This window comes from Streptomyces sp. NPDC058758 (assembly GCF_042746075.1).
Lineage (GTDB): Bacteria > Actinomycetota > Actinomycetes > Streptomycetales > Streptomycetaceae > Streptomyces.
This window is the reverse complement of record NZ_JBHYPS010000031.1, coordinates 25007-38706: the sequence shown is the minus strand read 5'-3', so window position 1 is coordinate 38706 and position 13700 is coordinate 25007. Positions and strand designations below refer to the sequence as shown.

Here is a 13700-nt window from a genome sequence, read left to right as displayed (position 1 = left end):
TTCCGACCGGACATACAGGGGCAGAAGGCACGGGGTCGTACCTCACCGAACGCTCCCGTCCGCAAAGCCAGTAGCATGCGGCGCCATGAGCACCCCCACTGGGCCCGCCAACGGCCTGCCTGTACGAATGCCGCGCCCCCGCCCGTCCGGGCGGCACCGTCGCCCCGACCCGGCGGCGGCGCCCGAGGGCGCTCCCGCCCTGGTGCTCGCCGTCCCCGGCGCGCCCTCGGCCGCCATACGCTCGCTGGCCGAGGAGCTGGTGAGCATCGCCCGGTCCGAGCTGCCCGGCCTGGAGGCCGCGATCGGCTTCGTGGACGGCGACGGCGAGGAGTACCCGACGCTGGCCGGCGTGCTGACCGCCGCGGCGGAGCTGCGCGAGGAGCGGTACCGGATCGCCGTGGCGGCCGGCCGCGAGGTCGAGGCCCCGCAGGGCCCGGCCGCGATCGTCGTCCCGCTGCTCGCGGGGCCGGACAGCGCCGTCATGCGCCGGATCCGCCAGGCCGTCATGGACAGCGGCAACACCGCCGAGCTGACCGACGTCCTCGGCCCGCACCCGCTGCTCGCCGAGGCGCTGCACGTGCGCCTGTCGGAGGCGGGGCTCGCCCGCGCCGACCGCGCCCGGCTCTTCACCGTCGCCACGGCCGCGGACGGCATCGTCCTGGCCACGGTCGGCGGCGAGGAGGCCGTGCAGGCCGCCGGGATCACCGGCATGCTGCTCGCGGCCCGGCTCGCCGTGCCGGTGATGGCCGCCGCCCTCGACCAGGAGGGCTCCATCGCCTCCGTGGCCGAGCAGCTGCGCGACGCGGGCGCGGTGCAGCTGGCGCTGGCGCCGTACCTGATCGGCCCCGAGCTGGCCGAGGGCCTGCTCGACGAGGCGTCGAAGGAGGCCGGCTGCCCCGCGGCCGAGGCCCTGGGCGCCTACCCGGCCATCGGCAAGCTCGTGCTCTCGCAGTACGCGGCCGTGCTCGGCCTCCCGCAGCACGGGGCGGCCCCGGCGCTCTGACGCCCGGATCCGCGTGAGGGCCCGCACCGGCAGCCGTCCGGTGCGGGCCCTTCCGCGTGCCCGGCGGCCGCCCGGAGCCGAGCCTTCCGGCTCCGGGCGCGCCCCGGAGCCGTGTCAGCCGAAGACGACGCAGGTGACCGCCGGGACCTCGACGGAGCCGGCGCGGACCGGCGTGCCGGTCTCCGGGTCGACGTCGAACCAGGTGACGTCCCCGGACCGCTCGTTCGCCGCGTAGAGCCGCCGCCCCGACGGGTCGAGGGCCAGGTCGCGGGGCCAGGAGCCGCCGCAGGGCACGGTGGCCGAGCGGATCGCCTCGTCGCCCGCCGGGGAGAGGACGAGGACGGCGAGGGTGTCGGTGCCGCGCACCGCGACCCACAGGAAGCGCCCGTCCGGTGCCACGACGACGGCCGAGGGGTGGGCGGGAGAGGTGCCGTCGGTGTCGGCGAGCGGGATCTCCGCCAGCGGCGTCGGCTCGCCGCGCTCCGCGTCCCAGCGGCAGACGGTGACGGCGGGCTCCAGTTCCCCGACGACGTACAGGTGGCGGCCGTCCGGGTGGAAGGCCAGGTGGCGGGGGCCGTAGCCGGGCCGCAGGACGGTCTCCCCGTGAAGCCGGAGGGCGCCGGTGGCGGGGTCGAGGGCGCAGACCCGCACGGAGTCGGTGCCGAGGTCGACGCTGAGCACCCAGCGGCCGCTCGGGTCGGGAACCACCTGGTGGGCGTGGGGCGCGGCCTGCCGGTCGGCGACCGGGCCGCTGCCCTCGTGGTGCAGGACGGCGGTGGCGGGACCCGGGACGCCGTCCCCGGCCAGCGGCAGGACGGTGACGCTGCCGGAGGTGTAGTTGGCGGTGAGGAGGTGGCCGCCGGTAACGGCGAGGTGGGTGGGGCCGGAGCCGTCGACGGGCACGGGGGCGCCGAGCGGGCGCGGCGCGGGCCCCGCGGGGGCGAGGGCCGCCACGGCGCCCGGCTCGGTCTCGGAGACGGCGTAGAGGACGCCGCCGGCGAGGGCGAGGTAGGAGGGGTCGGGCACGGCGTCGGTGCCGCCGGTGACGGTGAGCGCGCCGGTCGCCGGATCGACGTCGGCGGCCAGCACGCCGCGGCCCCCCGCCGAGGTGAAGGAGCCGAGGTAGGCCCGTACCGGCCCCGCTCCCCACCCATGTGTCTCGTCGGTCCCGCCCACGGCGCCTCCCTGCCCCGGGCCGGTCGCTGCGACCGGCCGTCTGCGGCGACGTTAGCAGGCGGTCTAGACCAAGTTCGATCAGTGGGCGGCGGGCGCCGTCAGGAGCGGACGAGGAGGGAGCCGGGCGGGGTGCGCAGCGGCTCGTCGAGGGCGGCGAGCAGCCGCTCCAGGCCGCTGACGTGTCCGAGGGCGGCGGGGGCCGGATGGGGCACGGCCTCGGGCTCGGCGGCCGGGACGGGCTCCGGCGCACGGGGCGAGGTGAGCCGTTCCACGGCCGTCTCGACGCGCCAGCAGGCGGCGGCGAGCCGGGCGTCGTGGCTGGCGTCCGGATCGGCGGCTACGGCCGCGAGACCGCGGACCTCGGCGGCGCACTCGTCGAGCAGGCCGAGGACCTGACGGGCGCGCCCCTTGCGCTCGCGGAAGGGGCTCAGCGGGTGGACGAGCGGGGCCAGCGAGAGCCGCACCCGGCCGAGCAGCAGGTCGAGCTCGGCCACGTGCGGGCTCGGGTCCGCCCGCTCGTCGCCGGCCAGCCGCCGCTCGGAGGCGGCGGTCGCCGCGTGGACGGCGCGCAGGGAGCGCTGGATCCAGGCGTCGTTGATCGCGTGGGTGGTGACCGGCAGGATCAGCAGGACCGCGAGGGCGGCGCAGACGGCGCCGACCACGGTCTCCTCCAGCCGCAGGACGAGCAGCGCCGGGTCCAGGACGCCGAGGAGCCCGTAGAGGAGTCCGGCCATGACGGTGACCGCGAGCATCATCCAGCTGTAGGAGAGCGGCGCGGTGTAGAAGATCCCGAAGACGCAGACGGCGACCAGGAGGGCGGTGGGCAGCGGGGCGCCGTGCAGCGGGAGGGCGACGACCATGCCGACCGCGATGCCGAGCAGCGTGCCGAGGAAGCGGCGGAAGCCGCGCACCAGGGTCTCGCCCCGGGAGACGGTGTTCACGAAGATCCACCAGGTGGTGCCGACGGCCCAGTACCAGCGGTCCTCGGAGAGCACCTGGCCGATGCCGAGGGCCACCGCGCAGGCCGCGGTGGCCTGGATCGCCTGCCGGGTGGTGATCCGGGCGAGGCCGGTGCCGGGGAGCGGGGCGGGGGCGGCGGGCGGCGGGGTGCGCCGCTCGATCGGCCAGAGCGCGAAGCGCACCGTGCCCGCCGCCGCGAGGGCGATGCCGACGGCCGCGTACAGCTCGGGGAGCTGGGCGGGCACGGCGTGCAGGAACTGGGTGCTGAAGAAGTTCATGAAGGCGAAGATGCCGAGGGCGTGGCCCCGGGGGCCCCAGCGCCGGGCGTAGACGCCGCCGAGGACGACGAGCAGGAAGGCCGTGTCCCGCAGGAGGGTGTGGTCGTGCAGCAGCGTGGCCAGCGCGAGGACCGGGAAGCCGGCGAGCGGCAGCAGCAGGGTGGTGACGGCCTGGCCGCGGACGGTGCCGTCGGTGACGGTGAACAGGGCGAGCAGCGCCGCCAGTCCTCCGGTGATCGACGCGGTCAGCGAGAAACCGGCCAGCTCGGCGACGGTCACCGCGAGCGCGATGCCGAGCACCGCGCGCAATCCGGTCCTGAGCCGGAGGAGCCCCGGATCCGGAGCCACGAACATCCTCTTCACGGCGGTCGGCCGCCCCCTCGTCTTGCCGCTCGTCCGCCGTGCGCCCTGCCCCGGGGGTGGTGGGGCGCGCACGGACACGACGAAGGCGCCGGCGTCCGGGACGGCCTCGTCGCCGTCCCGGCGCTGCGGCGCCGAGAACATCTGATGGAACCCAGGGAAACACCGACCGGGCGCTTGGCTCAAATCGCGTCCGGAACGCTGTGCCATTGGCCCGGTAGGCACTGCTGGAAGTGGCCCATGTGTGAGCCGGTGGACCACCTCAGGCCAGGGTGGCCGGAGTCGCGGGGGTACGGCGCAGCAGGGCGGCGAGCGCGGTGTGGCCGCGCCGCTCGGCGTGCTCCAGGGCCGTGGTGCCGTACGAGTCGGCGAGCCCGGGGTCGGCCCCCGCGGCGAGCAGCAGCGCGACGACCTTCTGGTGGGCGGGGCCGCCGTCACCGAGGATCACGGCCTCCAGGAGGGCGGTCCAGCCGAGGTCGTTGACGTGGTCCACGTCGACCGGGGTGTCGCGCAGGACGGCCCGGACGTACGGCACGTGGCCGCGTTCGGCGGCGGGGATGAGGCTGGTGCCGCCGAAGCGGTTGGTCAGCCGGAAGTCGGGGGCGGGGTCCGCCGCGAGCAGCACCCGCAGCATCGCCACGCTGCCGGTGGCCCCGGTGGCCAGCCAGGGGCTGTCGTGCCGGGCGTCCTGGGCGTTGACGTCGGCGCCGGCTGCGACGAGCGCGCGGGCGGTCTCGACGTGGTCGCCGAGCACGGCGAGCAGCAGCGGGGAGCGCAGCTCCTCGTCACGGGTCTCGGTTCCGGCCCCGTCGGCGAGGGCGGCGCGGACGCCGTCGGCGTCGCCCCGGCGGGCGGCGGCGAGGAGCCGGTGGTGGGGTGCGGCGGTCACGGCGGTCTCCTCGGGGCCGACGGCGGACTGGGGGTGGAGGGCCGCGGAGGCCGACGGCGTCCGGACGGGCGTGGCCGGACGCCGTCGGGGCCTTGCGGGGCCCGGCGGCGCTGTCGCGTCACTTCGCGAGGGCGTCGACGCCGGCCTGGGCGAACTTCTGGTCGAGGTCGCCGGAGGGGGCGCCCGCGACGCCGACGCCGGCGATGGGGGCGTTCTTCGCGGTGACGGGGGCGCCGCCGCCGAGGAAGAGGGTGCCCGGGATGTCCTTCAGGTTCGGGGCCTGCTCCAGGCGCTTGGCGAGCTCGGTGGTGGGGGCGTTCCAGGAGACGGCGGTGTACGCCTTCTTCTCGGCGGACTCGTAGGACTGCGGGCCGGCGCCGTCGCCGCGCAGGGTGACGATCGTGTTGCCGTTGCGGTCGACGACCGCGACGGAGACCCGCTGGTTCTCCTTCTCGGCGGCGTCCAGGGCGGCCCGCGCGGCCTTGGTGGCGGCGTCGATCGTCAGGTGGGTGCTGGTGGTGGTGTTCTTGTTCTTCGCGTCGGCCTTGACGACGGCGGCGGGAGCGGCGGCCGGGGTCGCGGCGTTCGCCGAGACCGCGCCGAAGGCGCCGGCGCCCAGGGCGACCAGGGCCGCACCACCGGTCAGGACACGGGCACGCTTCGAGATCTGCTTCATGGTCGGACACTCCTCGTGGTGGACGGCGGGTGCGGCGGGCCCGGCGGTCGCCGGGGTCCGGGAGACCGGGAGGCCGTCTCGCCGTCCCGCTCCGCACTCCATCCTGGGCGCGGTGCGGGCCCCGGACGGTCGGCCCGGCGGCTGGTCGTGCGGCCCCGCCCGACGGACCGGAGGGTCAGCCGATCGGACGACCCCGGCCCGGGCGGGGTGCGGTACGCGCGGGGAGCGGGCGAGGGACGGCGGCGGGGCACGCGCGCGGGGAGGAGGGCGGGGAGCGGGGGGCGGGGCACGCGCGCAGGGGGACGGAGCACGCGCGCGGGGAGACCGGGTGCGCGGCCGGCCCTCGCACGCGCGCGCGTGGCGGCGGGGAACGCGCCCCTCGGGGGTGGCGGGCGGCCCGCTGGGTACAGTCGGGACCGTTCCGGCGGATCGCCCCGCCGGGCGGACCATCACGCCGGGCGGCCCCCTCCCGGCGGGCACGGGGAGGCCGGCACGTCATGGCGGTGGACGAACTCGACACCCGCATCCTGCGGCTCCTGATCGAGCAGCCGCGCACCAGCGTGCGGGAGTACGCGCGCCTCCTGGGCGTCGCCCGGGGCACCGTACAGGCCCGCATCGACCGGCTCGAACGGGACGGGGTGATCACGGCCACCGGACCGGTCCTCTCCCCCGCCGCGCTCGGCCACCCGGTGCTCGCCTTCGTCCACGTGGAGGTCACGCAGGGCCATCTCGACGAGGTCGGCGACGCGCTGGCCGCCGTGCCGGAGATCGTCGAGGCCTTCTCCATCACCGGCGGGGGCGATCTGCTCACCCGGGTGGTGGCCCGGGACGCGGGCCACCTGGAGGACGTCATCCAGCGGCTCATCCAGCTGCCGGGCGTGGTCCGCACCCGCACCGAGATCGCGCTCCGCGAACGCGTCGCCCACCGGATGCTGCCGCTGGTGGAGTCGATGGGCCGGAGCGGCGGGGAGCGGCGCGGCGGAGGACGGTAGGACGGGGCTCCCGGAAGCTCGGGCGCGGGCCCGCCGGGGGCTCGGGTGCGCGGCCGCGGGCCGGCGGGAGGTAACTCGGGTGCGGGAAGCGGGGACGCGTGGCAGGGTACGGGCGTCCTGTCCTCCCACGCACCGGAGCGTCCCATGGCGGTACCCGACCGACTCGCCCCGCTTCTCGCCCAGTTCGACTTCGCACGACAGCGGCTGACGGACCGTCTGGCCGGGCCGGTGGTGAACAGCGGCAACGGCACGGACGTGCCGGTGGGGCCGATGACCGACGCCGAGTACCTGTGGGAGCCGGGTCCCGGCTGCTGGTCGGTGCGGCGGCAGGAGGGCTGGACCGGGGCGGGCGGCACGCTGCTGAGCGGCGCCGGCGAGTGGGGCCGGGAGAGCGCTCCGTACCCGCATCCCGTGCCGCCGCCGTTCACCACCCTCGCCTGGCGGCTCGCCCACCTGAGCGAGCTGCTGGCGCTCCGCGCCGACCACACGAACGGCACCCGTTCGCTGACCCGCGACGACTACCGCGCGGCCGGCGACGCGGCGTCGGCGATCGCCGCCTTCGACGCGGCCGCGGAGCAGTGGCGCGGGGCGCTGCTCTCCGTCGGGGACGAGGAGCTGGACACGGTCGGGCACTGCACCTATCCGCACGGGGGCGACGCCGAGGAGCCGTTCCTGGAGGTCGTCTGGTGGGTGAACCAGGAACTCCTGCACCACGGCGCGGAGATCGCGCTCCTCCGCGACCTGTACCGGATCCGGAACGCCTGACCCTCAGCCGGCCGTCGTCCGGGCCAGGACGAGGGCCACGTCGTCCTGGGCCGGGTCCACGAGGAGCCGGGCCAGGACCCCGTCGCAGACCTCGTCCAGCGGGCCGTCGGCCCGGCCGAGGGCGCGGCCGAGCTGCCGCATCCCCTCGTCGAGGTCGCGGTCCCTGGCCTCGATCAGCCCGTCCGTGTAGAGCACGAGCAGTCCGCCGGGCGACAGCGGGAGCTCCTCCGTGCCGAAGTCGTGGGCGCCCGTGCCGAGCGGGGTGCCCGGCGGCCCCTGGAGGAAGGAGACCGCGCCCTCGGGCGTGACCACGGCCGGCGGCAGGTGGCCGGCGCGGGCGATCGTCCAGGTGCCGGTGACCGGGGAGTGCACGGCGTACAGGCAGGTCGCCATGGTGTCCTCGCCGAGGTCGGCGACGACGGCGTCGAGGGAGCGCAGCATCTCGGTCGGCGGGATGTCGTGGCGGGCCAGGGTCCGCACAGCGGTGCGGAGTTGGCCCATGACGGCGGCCGCGTGGATGCCGTGCCCCATGACGTCGCCAATGACGAGTCCGGTGCGGCCGCCGGGCAGTTCGATCACGTCGAACCAGTCGCCCCCGACGTCGTGCGCGCTCGCCGGGAGGTAGCGGCCGGTCAGTTCGAGACCGGTGACGGCGGGCAGCGCGCTGTTGGTGAGGCTGCGCTGGAGGGCGAGGGCGGCGGCGCGCTGGGTGGTGTAGAGGCGGGCGTTGTCGATGTTGAGCGCGGCGCGGGCCACGACCTCGTCGATGAGCACCGCGTCCTGGTCGTCGAAGGGTTCGCGGGTCTTGAGGCGGGTGACGGTGACGGCCCCGAGGACCTGCCCGCGGGCGACGAGCGGCACGGTGCGGGCGGACCCGAAGCGGGTCGACAGGTAGTCGCGCAGCGGCTCGGCGGCCTTCCCCGGGAAGAGGACCGGGATGTCCTTGTCGCTGAGGGAGGTGGGCCTGCCGTCGAGGACGAGCCGCTCGTACGCGGAGCCGGCGGGCAGCTGGAAGGTCTGGCCCGGCCCCAGCAGCGGGCTCGGCGGCACCGGTTCGGGGAAGACGGCGGCGATGCGGCGCAGCACGCCCCGGGAGGAGGCGGCGGGGTCGTCGGGCTCCAGGACTGCTTCCAGCATCTGCACGTCGGCGGAGTCGGAGAGCTGCGGCACGAGGAAGCGGACGACCTCCTCCGCGGTCTGCCGCAGGTCGAGCGTGGTGCCGATGCGCGCGCCCGCCTCGGCGAGCAGCGCGAAGCGGTGCCGGGCGCGTTCGACCTCGATGTGGGCCTCCTGGCTCTCGGTGATGTCGACGAGGGAGGCGATGATGCCGAGGGGGCGGCCGGACCGCGCGGACTCGGCGGCGCCGTCGGGGTGACCGGGCGGGGGGCCGGCGGGGGAGCCCGGGCCGGGGCGGGTGCCGCGGTCGACGAGGGGCGCGTAGGAGCAGGACCAGATGTGGTCGCGGCCGGGGTCCGCGGCGGTCCGGCCGACCCGGCGGGCGTCGATGACGGGCGTGCGGGAGTCGAGGACCTGCCGCATCAGGGACTCCAGGGAGGCGGCGTTGACGCCGGGCACCACCTCGGTGAGGCGGCGGCCGACGTGTGCGGCGGCGGCCACGCCGTTCATCCGCGCCAGGGCGTCGTTGACGCGGAGGAAGCGCAGGTCCGGGCCGAGCAGCGCGAGTCCTATGGGCGACTGGGTGAAGAGGGACTCCATCGCGGCGAGGTTCTCCCGCATCCGCAGGACCTCGGAGGTCTCCACGGCGATGAGCATGGCGCCGGGCCGGCCGGTGGGGTCGGCGGCGGGCACGATCCACATCTCCATGGGGACCATGTGCCCGTCCCGGTGGCGGACCGGGAGCGTGCCGACCATGGTCTCGCCGGCCTGGACCCGGCGGGTGAGCCGGTCGGCGAGCTCCCGGTTGGCGTCGGGCACGAGCAGCGGGGAGGCGGGGAGGCCGAGGACGTGCTCGGGGCGGTGGCCGAGGAGGTCCTGGGCGGCGAGCGACCACTCGACGATGCGGCCCTCGCCGTCCTCGCGCCAGAGGGCGATCGGGAGCAGTTCCCGGAGCACGCCCGCGTCCCCGACGGCCGCTCGCGGCGGCTGCGGAACCCTGCTCGGTGACGACTGATGAGCGTCCACGCATCGACCTACGCATCGGCCTGGCCCCGGGGGGCAATCCCTATCGAATCACCCTATCCGAGGTCCCGTCGGCGGGCCCCCGCGCTGCATCCGTTCGGATGCGCGCCGCCGGCCGGCGGGCTTTGGCCCCGTGGAAACGGGCGGTGTGCGGGGGCCGCGGAGGGGACGCGGGGGGCGGGGCTCAGGATGCGGGGCGCGGGCGGGCCGCTCGGGTCAGAAGGCGAAGACCGCGCCGGTGCGGGCGTTCAGCTCGCAGGTGTTGCCGTACTGACGGGCGAAGGAGACCGGGCGGCCGTGCCAGACGCCTTCGGCGCGGACCTCGACGGGGTCGTAGAGGAGGATGCACGCGGTGTCGGACTCCCGGTCGATGCGTCCCTGGGTGGCGTCCAGATCGGCGCAGGCCTCGTCCGCGCGGGGGTGGTCGCCGCCGGCCGGGTCACAGCGGAGGGTGACGGTGCGCGGGGCGGGGGCGGGCGCGGTGGCCCCGTCGGGCGTGGGCGCGGTGGTGGCCGGGGCGGGGCCGGTGACGGTGAGCCGGACGGTCGTACCGGCGGGGGCGACGGGGGCGACCGGGACGGTGACGGCCGGGAGGGTCGGGAGGGTCGGGGCGTGCGAGGCGGGGTCGTGGGAAGTGGGGCCGTGCGAGGTGGGCCCCTGCGAGGCGGGGCCGTCGGACGGGGAGGCCGTGACGGCGGGGGCGGCCAGCAGGAGGGCGGCCAGCAGCGCGGCGGGGGTGTGCGTGTTCATGCCCGGTCAACGATCCCCGGGGGCCGGCGGTCACCGGGCACCGGGCGTCACCGGCGATCGGCCGTCACCAGCTATCGGCCGTCACCAGGTATCGGCCGTCACCAAAGCATCGGCCGGCACCAGGAATCGGCCGCGTCGTTCGCGACCCCGCGCGACGTAGCTCCCGGGGAGGCACGGACAGCCGGATCCCACCCTTGGCGACTCAAACGAACCATTTACTACACAGAGGGTAATCACTGCTGTTCGCGCACCTCCGGCACCCTTCCTCACGCCCCCCATGGAGGCGATCTTCCGGAGCGCCCCCTGATCCACCGGGACGCGAACGGAAGGGGTGACATGCAGAACGGGCAGGGGCGGGGCACGGGCGTCACGGCGGGGGGGCGACGGCGTCGACGCCCGCGTCACGGAGGCCGGTCCGGTCGGGCCGACGCTCGCGATCGGACCGCACCACCTCAGCCTGGGTGCGCGGATCCGCCGACCGGGCGCGGGAGCCGGCGTCCGGGAACGATCTCCCCCGCCTCCTCGTTATACCCCCCACGGGTATAACGAGGAGGAACGCATGACCACGACCAGCACCGCCACGACCGGCACCGCCCCCGCCCGCCGACTGCCGGCGCTCACCCCCGACCAGGCCCAGGGCCGGGCCCGCGAACTCCTCGGGGACATCGTCGAACGGCACGGTTCGGCGGGCGAGATGGTCTCCACGATGGCCAACTCGCCCGCCGTGATCGAGGGGTACCTGAGCCTGTCCCGCGCGATGAAGCGGGTGAAGATCCCCCGCGCGCTCAGCGAGAAGCTGTCGCTCGCCGTCCAGGAGTGGATCGGCTGCGGCACCTGCCGCGAGGCGCACGAGTCGGCGGGCCGGGCGGCCGGGCTGACCGAGCCGGACATCTCCCTGGCCCGCCAGGGCACTTCCACCGATCCCCGCGAGGCGGCGCTCATCGGCCTCGCGCTCAAGGTCCTCGCCGAGCCGAGCGCGCTCGGCGACGCGGACGTGGCAGAGGTGCGGGCGCACGGCTGGAGCGACCGGGTCATCGCCGAGGTGGTCGGGGTCGTCAGCCTCAACCTGCTCACCGGCGCCTTCAACCTCCTCGCCGGCATCCAGCCGGCTCCCGTGGACCGGCCGGACGCACCCCGCTGACCTCGCGGTGCCCGGCGCCGCCCTCCTCCCCTCCGGGCGGGAGGGTCCGGCCGGCGCGACGGCCGGGCCGTTGTCAGCCGCCGGCTCTAAGGTCGGCCCCATGACAACAGACCTGGTCCAGGAGGCATGGACCCGCATCGACGCGTGGCTGCGCGAGCACGCGCCCCGCACGTTCGCCACGCTCCGGCCGCCCGCGGGAGACGAGGAGATCGCAGCGGCGCAGCAGGAACTGGGGGTCGTCTTTCCTCCGGACCTGGTCGCCTCGCTCCTGCGGCACGACGGGGCGGTGGAGGGCCCCGAGGCCTTCCGGTTCGATACGGGCGACCGGCTGCTCGGAGTGAGCGGAATCCTCGGGGACACCGGGTTCCTGCGCGGCATCGACCAGGGTCCCGACGGGGAGACCGAGGACTACTGGCTCCACGGCTACGTGAAGTTCGGCTCCTACGACGCGACGTCGGACGGCCTTCTGGTGGACTGCCGCACGGGGCGGGACTCCTTCGGTGCCATCGGGCGGTTCTTCGACGAGACCGGCACCCGTTTCGGGGTGGCCGGCTCGCTGGGTGAGCACCTGGCCGAACTGGCCGCCGCGCTCGAGCGCGGCCGGGAGGCCGGTGTCGTCACGTTCAACGGCCGGCTGTTCTGGGAGACGCCCCTGCCCGCTAGGCGGGAGTACGGTGCCGGCGAGCCCCTTCCCGGGCCGGACGAGCGGTTGCCGGAGCTGGACCTGTCCTACGGCCCCACCGACCTCCTCCACGTGAGCCACCTGGACGAGCACGAGGAACTCGGCGCGCTGATCGCGACCCTGCCGCCTGAGCGGGTGGCCGAGGCCGCGCGGAAGCAGGTGCGCAGACTGGCGGTCGAGACGGGGCTGAACGACTACCCGGAGGTCGCGGCGGCCCTGGACGCCTGGGAGCGCGGCGCGGCCCCGCCGAACCGGACCGGCCCGCTCGCCCTGCGCCTCCGCGCGGTGCTCGCGCAGGCCGACGCCCGACGGGACCACACGCGCAGGTGGGCCGCGGAGCGGATAGCGCTCGGGATCTGGGGGTCCCCGTACAGGTCCGTGTGCGAGAGCGCGACCGTGCGGAGCCACTTCACTCTCGACTGGCGCGCGGATCTCCATGCGGACCTGGGCCGTGCGCCACTGCCCCCGATACCCGACGACCGCTTCTGGGGAGCGCTGCGCAACCCCGCCATCGACTCCGGCTGGTACGCGGCCCAGTACGCCCAGGACCAGGAGTGATCCCGGGGGTCGCGGTTCCGCGGCAGCCGGCCGCGGGGGTAGGTGACGACCCGCGCGTTCACGCCGTGGCGCCGGCTTCGGCGGCGAGCGCTACGAGGAACGCGCCGGGAGTCGCTTCTCCAGCAGGGTGAAGGACTTGGCCGGGCCGCCCGGTTGCGGCTTGCCGTCCTTCGTGCCGACGACGCGGTAACCGGCGTCCCGGTAGTAGGCGGTGAGCTTCGGGTTGGTGGCCAGGCAGTCCAGGCGCACCCGGGTCCGGCCGGCCTCGGCAACGCGGTCCTCCGCGGCGGCGAGCAGCAGCCGCCCGGTCCCAGGTGCGGCGGCGCGGTCCACCATGAGCCGGTGGACGTAACCGGCGTCGGGCGGCCGCGGCCCCCAGGCGTCCTCGTCGTCCCACCACAGCTCCCAGGCGCCGGCGACGCGGCCGCCGCCCTCCGCGAGCCAGACCTCGCCGCTGGTCATGATCCGGCGGAAGTGGTCCTCGCGCAGCTCCCCGGGCCGCCACTGGCCGGTGATGCCCCGGTCGAGCATCCAGCGGGCGGCGTCGTCGCGGAGGCGGACGAGGGTGGCGAGGTCGGCCTCGCCGGCCCGGCGGACGTGGAGTTCGGTCACGGGGCCGATCCTCACACGGCGCCGGCCGCCGGCGGCGGGGCGAAGGAGACGGCGGCCGCCGGGACGGTGACCTCCGCGTCGGAGCCGAGGGCGTACGCGGCGACGCGGGAGACCACCGCGGCCGGGACGGCGTCGGCGACGCCGGGAACGGCCGGGCAGTCCTGGGTGGCGTGGGCGTCGTGGGGGACGACGACGCGGTAGCCGCGGTCGAGGGCCGTACGGGCGGTGGCCTGGACGCACATCTCCGACATCACCCCGCACACGGCGACGGCCCGGGTGCCGTGGCCCGCGAGCAGGTCGCCGAGGCCGGTGTCGCGGAAGCCGTCGTCGTACGGTTTGCGGACGACGGCCTCGGTGGGGCCGGGCTCGACGGGGTGGTGCAACTCCCAGCCGGGGGTGTGGGGTTCGTCCTCCCCGCCGGGCGGCCCGTCGTTCTGGAGGTGGACGACGAGCGCGCCGGCGGCGCGGGCCCGGGCGATCAGTCCGGCGGTGCGGTCGACGAGCCGGGCGGCGTCGGGCACCGCGCCGTCGCCGGTGACGAAGGCCGACTGGACGTCGACGACGAGGAGCGTGTCCACCGGCGGAAGCGAAGGAGGAGCAGGGGGTGGAGGAGGCGGCGGCGTCTGCGTGATCATCCGGCCATCATCACGCGTCCGCCCCGGCCGCTCCACGGGGTTTCCGGGAAACGCCCGCAGCCCCTGCCCCTTCCCCCTTCCCGC

At 76.1% G+C, this 13700-nt stretch carries 13 protein-coding genes; 5 read left to right on the top strand and 8 right to left on the bottom strand.

Features of this window, described 5'->3' with window-relative positions; all coding sequences use genetic code 11:
• The first annotated feature begins 85 nt into the window (after positions 1–85).
• Entirely contained in the window at positions 86–1003 is a 918-nt protein-coding gene (locus tag ACFW6A_RS28935; protein ID WP_351846026.1) for a hypothetical protein, read from the top strand.
• Between the two features lie 114 nt (positions 1004–1117).
• On the opposite strand, the gene ACFW6A_RS28930 is transcribed toward ACFW6A_RS28935, so the two are convergent.
• From ACFW6A_RS28930 to ACFW6A_RS28915, 4 genes are all read right to left on the bottom strand, one after another.
• On the bottom strand, positions 1118–2179 hold the full coding sequence (locus ACFW6A_RS28930; RefSeq protein WP_386644108.1) for a lactonase family protein: 1062 nt from the start codon (positions 2177–2179) through the stop codon (positions 1118–1120).
• A 98-nt stretch (positions 2180–2277) separates the two neighbouring features.
• Positions 2278–3771, bottom strand: a complete 1494-nt coding sequence (locus tag ACFW6A_RS28925) for an FUSC family protein (RefSeq protein WP_386644178.1) — start codon at positions 3769–3771, stop codon at positions 2278–2280.
• 268 nt (positions 3772–4039) lie between these two features.
• On the bottom strand, positions 4040–4666 hold the full coding sequence (locus ACFW6A_RS28920) for an ankyrin repeat domain-containing protein (RefSeq protein ID WP_351846031.1): 627 nt from the start codon (positions 4664–4666) through the stop codon (positions 4040–4042).
• A gap of 118 nt (positions 4667–4784) precedes the next feature.
• Positions 4785–5342, bottom strand: a complete 558-nt coding sequence (locus ACFW6A_RS28915) for a heme-binding protein (protein WP_386644105.1) — start codon at positions 5340–5342, stop codon at positions 4785–4787.
• Positions 5343–5839: 497 nt separating this feature from the next.
• On the opposite strand from ACFW6A_RS28915, the gene ACFW6A_RS28910 reads away from it, so the two are divergent.
• Both ACFW6A_RS28910 and ACFW6A_RS28905 read left to right on the top strand, forming a co-directional pair.
• On the top strand, positions 5840–6334 hold the full coding sequence (locus ACFW6A_RS28910) for an Lrp/AsnC family transcriptional regulator (protein WP_351846037.1): 495 nt from the start codon (positions 5840–5842) through the stop codon (positions 6332–6334).
• A 144-nt stretch (positions 6335–6478) separates the two neighbouring features.
• Positions 6479–7099 carry a DinB family protein gene (locus tag ACFW6A_RS28905; RefSeq protein WP_351846039.1) on the top strand — a complete coding sequence of 207 codons (621 nt, stop codon included), beginning with the start codon at positions 6479–6481 and terminating at the stop codon, positions 7097–7099.
• Positions 7100–7102: 3 nt separating this feature from the next.
• Here the strand turns inward: ACFW6A_RS28905 and ACFW6A_RS28900 are convergent, their stop codons facing one another.
• Both ACFW6A_RS28900 and ACFW6A_RS28895 read right to left on the bottom strand, forming a co-directional pair.
• A complete protein-coding gene (locus ACFW6A_RS28900) occupies positions 7103–9241 on the bottom strand; it encodes a SpoIIE family protein phosphatase (protein WP_386644102.1) in 2139 nt (712 codons plus the stop codon).
• A gap of 213 nt (positions 9242–9454) precedes the next feature.
• Positions 9455–9988, bottom strand: a complete 534-nt coding sequence (locus tag ACFW6A_RS28895; protein ID WP_386644099.1) for an SSI family serine proteinase inhibitor — start codon at positions 9986–9988, stop codon at positions 9455–9457.
• 559 nt (positions 9989–10547) lie between these two features.
• Between ACFW6A_RS28895 and ACFW6A_RS28890 the strand changes: the two genes are divergently transcribed.
• The gene (locus ACFW6A_RS28890; RefSeq protein WP_351846048.1) at positions 10548–11129 is read left to right on the top strand and encodes an alkylhydroperoxidase; all 582 of its coding nucleotides are present in this window, start codon (positions 10548–10550) and stop codon (positions 11127–11129) included.
• A gap of 100 nt (positions 11130–11229) precedes the next feature.
• The gene (locus ACFW6A_RS28885; protein WP_351846051.1) at positions 11230–12369 is read left to right on the top strand and encodes an SMI1/KNR4 family protein; all 1140 of its coding nucleotides are present in this window, start codon (positions 11230–11232) and stop codon (positions 12367–12369) included.
• A gap of 90 nt (positions 12370–12459) precedes the next feature.
• On the opposite strand, the gene ACFW6A_RS28880 is transcribed toward ACFW6A_RS28885, so the two are convergent.
• Positions 12460–12981: a GNAT family N-acetyltransferase gene (locus ACFW6A_RS28880; protein ID WP_351846053.1), complete on the bottom strand. Its 522-nt coding sequence runs from the start codon at positions 12979–12981 to the stop codon at positions 12460–12462.
• An 11-nt stretch (positions 12982–12992) separates the two neighbouring features.
• Complete coding sequence (locus tag ACFW6A_RS28875) at positions 12993–13616, bottom strand: cysteine hydrolase family protein (RefSeq protein ID WP_386644095.1); 624 nt, start codon at positions 13614–13616, stop codon at positions 12993–12995.
• Positions 13617–13700 lie beyond the last annotated feature (84 nt).

What these genes read in the sequence shown, in the direction of transcription:
- ACFW6A_RS28935 (WP_351846026.1), top strand. Translation starts at nt 86, where the DNA reads ATGAGCACCCCCACTGGGCCCGCCAACGGCCTGCCTGTACGAATGCCG.
- ACFW6A_RS28925 (WP_386644178.1), bottom strand. Translation starts at nt 3,771, where the DNA reads ATGTTCGTGGCTCCGGATCCGGGGCTCCTCCGGCTCAGGACCGGATTG.
- ACFW6A_RS28915 (WP_386644105.1), bottom strand. Translation starts at nt 5,342, where the DNA reads ATGAAGCAGATCTCGAAGCGTGCCCGTGTCCTGACCGGTGGTGCGGCC.
- ACFW6A_RS28910 (WP_351846037.1), top strand. Translation starts at nt 5,840, where the DNA reads ATGGCGGTGGACGAACTCGACACCCGCATCCTGCGGCTCCTGATCGAG.
- ACFW6A_RS28905 (WP_351846039.1), top strand. Translation starts at nt 6,479, where the DNA reads ATGGCGGTACCCGACCGACTCGCCCCGCTTCTCGCCCAGTTCGACTTC.
- ACFW6A_RS28895 (WP_386644099.1), bottom strand. Translation starts at nt 9,988, where the DNA reads ATGAACACGCACACCCCCGCCGCGCTGCTGGCCGCCCTCCTGCTGGCC.
- ACFW6A_RS28890 (WP_351846048.1), top strand. Translation starts at nt 10,548, where the DNA reads ATGACCACGACCAGCACCGCCACGACCGGCACCGCCCCCGCCCGCCGA.
- ACFW6A_RS28885 (WP_351846051.1), top strand. Translation starts at nt 11,230, where the DNA reads ATGACAACAGACCTGGTCCAGGAGGCATGGACCCGCATCGACGCGTGG.
- ACFW6A_RS28875 (WP_386644095.1), bottom strand. Translation starts at nt 13,616, where the DNA reads ATGATCACGCAGACGCCGCCGCCTCCTCCACCCCCTGCTCCTCCTTCG.